Origin of the sequence: Streptomyces ossamyceticus, assembly GCF_001418475.1 — a bacterium.
In the GTDB taxonomy this organism is placed as follows: domain Bacteria; phylum Actinomycetota; class Actinomycetes; order Streptomycetales; family Streptomycetaceae; genus Streptomyces; species Streptomyces ossamyceticus.
Genome location: NZ_LIQX01000501.1, coordinates 1 through 4,824, shown reverse-complemented (window position 1 = coordinate 4,824; position 4,824 = coordinate 1). Strand labels below are relative to the sequence as shown.

The following is a 4,824-nucleotide window of genomic DNA, read 5'->3' as shown; positions in this document are numbered from 1 at the left end:
ATCCCGAGCGCCTCCCACCGCTCCCCCTGCGCAGCCAGCCGCAGGCGATACCCCTCCCAGCCCAGCGCACCCGCCGGCGACCAGCCCAGCTCGGCCACACCCGGCAGCCTCGGGAACACCATCTGATCCATGTCGGCCGGCGTCACGATCGTCTCCGTCCACAGCGGCGCCTCGACCCCCCGCACCGCGGACTCCGGCACCCCCGCCCCCGCCAGATAGGCGCCCGGATCCCAGTCGTAGGACCGCCGCACCTCCACGTACCCCGCCCAGTCGAGCCCCAGCCGCGTGTCCTTGTCGTACTTCATGTCGAGGTAGATCCGGTCGGCCGGCGACAGGACGATCCCCGTCCCGTTGCGCGCGGCGGCCGCGACCCGCTCCTTCTCCTCCGGCTCGGTGCCGTCGAGGCCCCAGTACTGGGCGAGGGCGCCCCGCGCCGGGGTCGCGCCGGTGAGCTGGTGCCAGCCGACGACGGTCTTGCCGTACCGGGCGACGACCGGCTGCACCCGGTCCATGAACGTCACGTAGTCCGCGTGACTGGTGGAGTGCGCCTCGTCGCCGCCGATGTGGAGGTACCGGCCGGGGGTGAGCGCGGCCAGCTCCCGCACGACGTCGTCCACGAAGTCGTACGTCACGTCCTTGTCGACGCACAGCGAGCTGAAGCCGACGTCGGTGCCGGTGTAGAGCGGGGGCGCGACACCGTCGCAGTTCAGCTCGGCGTAGGAGGCGAGGGCGGCGTTGGTGTGGCCGGGCATGTCGATCTCGGGGACGACCTCCAGGTGGCGGGAGGCCGCGTACCGGACGATCTCCCGGTAGTCGGCCTTGGTGTAGAAGCCGCCCGGGCCGCCGCCGACCTGGGTGGAGCCGCCGTGGGCGGCGAGCCGCGGCCAGGAGTCGACGGCGATGCGCCAGCCCTGGTCGTCGGAGAGATGCAGATGCAGCTTGTTGAACTTGTAGAGCGCCAACTGGTCGACGTACCGCTTGACCTGGTCGACGGTGAAGAAGTGCCGCGACACGTCGAGCATGGCCCCGCGCCAGCCGTAGCGCGGCACGTCCTCGACGGTGCCGCCGGCGACCGTCCAGGGTCCCTGCTGCACGGAGTCCTTCTCGACCGCCGGGGGCAGCAGTTGGCGCAGGGTCTGCACCCCGTGGAAGAGGCCGGCGGCCGTGCGGGCGGTGATCGTGACACCGGAGCGGGCGCTGCGCAGCCGGTACCCCTCCTGCCCGAGCGCCGGTTCGTGCGCGGCCAACCGCAGCCGGACATCGCCCCCTTCGCCCCTCGCCCGGTCCGTCACGGGCAGCCGGTAGCCGGTCGACGGCCGCAGGAGGCCCGCCAGGTACTCCCCCACCCGGCGCGACTCGGGTCCGCCGTCCACGACGACACGCGCGCCGCTCGTCAGCCGGTACGGCGTTCCCCCGGCCTCGACCCGGGCGGGGGCCGGGATCACCTGCCCGAGGGGGACCGTGGTGGCTTCGGCGTTCTCGGACACGGGCGCGGCTCCCACGGCGAAGATCCCGGACACCACGAGCAGCAGCGCACCGAGCAGGCGAGTCGATCTGTGGCGCGGTCTCACGACGTGCTCCCTCCCACAACCGAACGGACGACACCACCATCCCCGCAATGCGCCGCCAGGTCTAGACCATCTCGATGGGCGGCCGGTGAAAGAATCCCCCGCATGGCGGAAATCCTCCAGCGGGACGGGTCGTGGACCTTCGACGGTGACACCCTGCGGCTCACTCCGGGCCGCGACAAGAGCGTGAGTCTCCTCCGCAAGACCCTCGGTGAACTCTCCGTCCCCCTGGGCGCGTTGGCGGGGATCTCGTTCGAACAGGGCAGGAGGTCGGGGCGGTTGCGCCTGCGGCTGCGCGACGGCGCCGACCCGCTGCTCCAGGTGACGGGCGGCCGGCTCACCGACGACAACGACCCGTACCAGCTGAGCGTCGACGCCGACCGGTACGGGGTCGCCGAGTACGTCGTGGACGAGATACGCAACGCGCTGCTGCTGGACCAGGTGCCCGCCGACGCGGTGGGCGCGTATCTGCTGCCGGGTCCGGTCGTCCCGCTCTCCGTCTCCGCCGGGGACGGCACGGCGAGCTTCGACGGCGAGCACGTACGCCTGGAGTGGAACTGGAAGACCGAGGACGCGAAGGCGGCGGCCGGACCCCGGACGCTGGCGCTGGCCGACATCGCGGCCGTGGAGTGGCAGCCCTCGGTGGGCCTGGAGAACGGCTGCCTGCGCTTCACCGTGCGGAACGCTCCGACCAAGGCGCCGGCCAAGTACGACCCCAACTCGGTGGAGCTGTGGGGCTTCAAGAAGGACCCGCTGATGGCGCTGGTCGCGGCGGCCGTACAGGCCCGGCTGCCGCACCCGTCGAGCGCCGCGGACACCGCGCCGAAGCAGCTCGCGCCCGCCGACGGCGGGGACGACCACGACGCCCTGCTGCGCCGCCTGCGCGAACTGGGCGAGCTGCACCGGTCGGGCGTCCTCACGGACGAGGAGTTCACGCTGGCCAAGCAGGCGGTCCTCAAGCGCATGTGACCCGCCCGGGACCGCCACGCGCAGGCCCCCTCCGGCAAGGGCTTGCCCGAAATCGGGCAGGATTCTTGCGAAACACACGTCCGTACCTCAGGATCTACCGGGTGCACGATGAACTTGTCGATCATCTGACGCGGTCCACGCCCCTGAGCCGGGGCGAGGCGCTGCGGGTGATCCAGGACGTGCTCGCCTACTTTGACGAGACGACGGAGGACTACGTCCGTCGCCGCCACCGCGAGCTCCAGGCCCAGGGCCTGGTGAACGCGGCGATCTTCGAACGGATCGAGGCGGACCTGAAATACCGGGCGGTCGCGCCGCCGGAGCTCACGCTCAGGCAGCTGCGCCGCATCGTCTACGGCTGACGGGAAAGCCACGGACCCGGTCCACACCGACCGAGAAACGGGATACCCATATATGTGCGGAATTGTCGGCTACATCGGCAAGCGTGATGTCGCGCCGCTGCTCCTGGAGGGCCTGCAGCGCCTGGAGTACCGGGGCTACGACTCGGCGGGCATCGTGGTCACCTCGCCCAAGACGGCCGGCCTGAAGATGGTCAAGGCCAAGGGCCGGGTCCGCGACCTGGAGGCCAAGGTCCCCGCGCGCTTCAAGGGCACCACCGGCATCGCCCACACCCGCTGGGCCACCCACGGCGCCCCGTCCGATGTGAACGCCCACCCGCACATGTCGGCCGACAACAAGGTCGCCGTCGTCCACAACGGCATCATCGACAACGCCTCCGACCTGCGGAAGAAGCTGGAGGCGGACGGCGTCGAGTTCCTCTCCGAGACGGACACCGAGGTCCTCACCCACCTCATCGCCCGCTCCCAGGCCACCACCCTGGAGGAGAAGGTCCGCCAGGCGGTCCGCATCGTCGAGGGCACCTACGGCATCGCCGTGATGCACGCCGACTTCAACGACCGTATCGTCGTCGCCCGCAACGGCTCCCCGGTCGTCCTCGGCATCGGCGAGAAGGAGATGTTCGTCGCCTCGGACATCGCCGCTCTGGTCGCCCACACCCGCCAGATCGTCACCCTCGACGACGGCGAGATGGCCACCCTCAAGGCCGACGACTTCCGCACCTACACCACGGAGGGCACCCGCACCACCGCGGAGCCCACCACCGTGGAGTGGGAGGCGGCCTCGTACGACATGGGCGGCCACGACACGTACATGCACAAGGAGATCCACGAGCAGGCCGACGCCGTGGACCGTGTGCTGCGCGGCCGCATCGACGACCGGTTCTCCACCGTTCACCTCGGCGGCCTCAACCTGGACGCCCGCGAGGCGCGCCAGATCCGCCGGGTGAAGATCCTCGGCTGCGGCACCTCGTACCACGCGGGCATGATCGGTGCCCAGATGATCGAGGAGTTGGCGCGTATCCCCGCCGACGCCGAGCCGGCCTCCGAGTTCCGCTACCGCAACGCGGTCGTGGACCCCGACACCCTCTACGTCGCCGTCTCCCAGTCCGGTGAGACCTACGACGTGCTGGCGGCCGTCCAGGAGCTGAAGCGCAAGGGCGCCCGCGTCCTCGGTGTGGTGAACGTCGTCGGCTCGGCGATCGCCCGCGAGGCCGACGGCGGCATCTACGTCCACGCGGGCCCCGAGGTCTGCGTGGTCTCCACGAAGTGCTTCACCAACACGACGGTGGCCTTCGCGCTCCTCGCCCTGCACCTCGGCCGTACCCGTGACCTCTCCGTCCGTGACGGCAAGCGGATCATCGAGGGCCTGCGCAAGCTGCCCGGCCAGATCGCCGAGATGCTGGAGCAGGAGGAGGAGATCAAGAAGCTGGCCCTGGAGTACGCCGAGGCCCGCTCGATGCTCTTCATCGGCCGGGTCCGCGGCTACCCGGTCGCCCGTGAGGCCTCCCTCAAGCTCAAGGAGGTCTCGTACATCCACGCCGAGGCCTACCCCGCCTCCGAGCTGAAGCACGGCCCGCTGGCCCTGATCGAGCCGGCCCTCCCCACGGTCGCGATCGTCCCCGACGACGACCTGCTGGAGAAGAACCGCGCCGCCCTGGAGGAGATCAAGGCCCGCAGCGGCAAGATCCTCGCCGTCGCCCACCAGGAGCAGGAGAAGGCCGACCAGACGATCCTCGTCCCCAAGAACGAGGACGAGCTCGACCCGATCCTCATGGGCATCCCCCTCCAACTCCTCGCCTACCACACGGCGCTGGCCCTCGGCCGGGACATCGACAAGCCGCGCAACCTGGCGAAGTCGGTGACGGTGGAGTAGCCGGGCCCGCTCCGGGGAGCCCCTGGCCTCCCGGGCACCAACCGAACGGACCCCCACG

At 70.8% G+C, this 4,824-nt stretch carries 4 protein-coding genes; 3 read left to right on the top strand and 1 reads right to left on the bottom strand.

Translation table 11 applies throughout. The features are described 5' to 3' along the window. The coding region (locus tag AOK15_RS30950; RefSeq protein WP_055521647.1) for a beta-N-acetylhexosaminidase at window positions 1–1,571 on the bottom strand (1,571 nt) is incomplete at its 3' end. A gap of 102 nt (window positions 1,572–1,673) precedes the next feature. On the opposite strand from AOK15_RS30950, the gene AOK15_RS30945 reads away from it, so the two are divergent. From AOK15_RS30945 to glmS, 3 genes are all read left to right on the top strand, one after another. Beyond that, entirely contained in the window at window positions 1,674–2,537 is an 864-nt protein-coding gene (locus tag AOK15_RS30945; protein ID WP_055521646.1) for a DUF4429 domain-containing protein, read from the top strand. 101 nt (window positions 2,538–2,638) lie between these two features. Next, a complete protein-coding gene (locus AOK15_RS30940; protein WP_055521645.1) occupies window positions 2,639–2,896 on the top strand; it encodes a hypothetical protein in 258 nt (85 codons plus the stop codon). A 52-nt stretch (window positions 2,897–2,948) separates the two neighbouring features. After that, on the top strand, window positions 2,949–4,766 hold the full coding sequence (gene glmS, locus AOK15_RS30935) for a glutamine--fructose-6-phosphate transaminase (isomerizing) (protein WP_055521644.1): 1,818 nt from the start codon (window positions 2,949–2,951) through the stop codon (window positions 4,764–4,766). Window positions 4,767–4,824 lie beyond the last annotated feature (58 nt).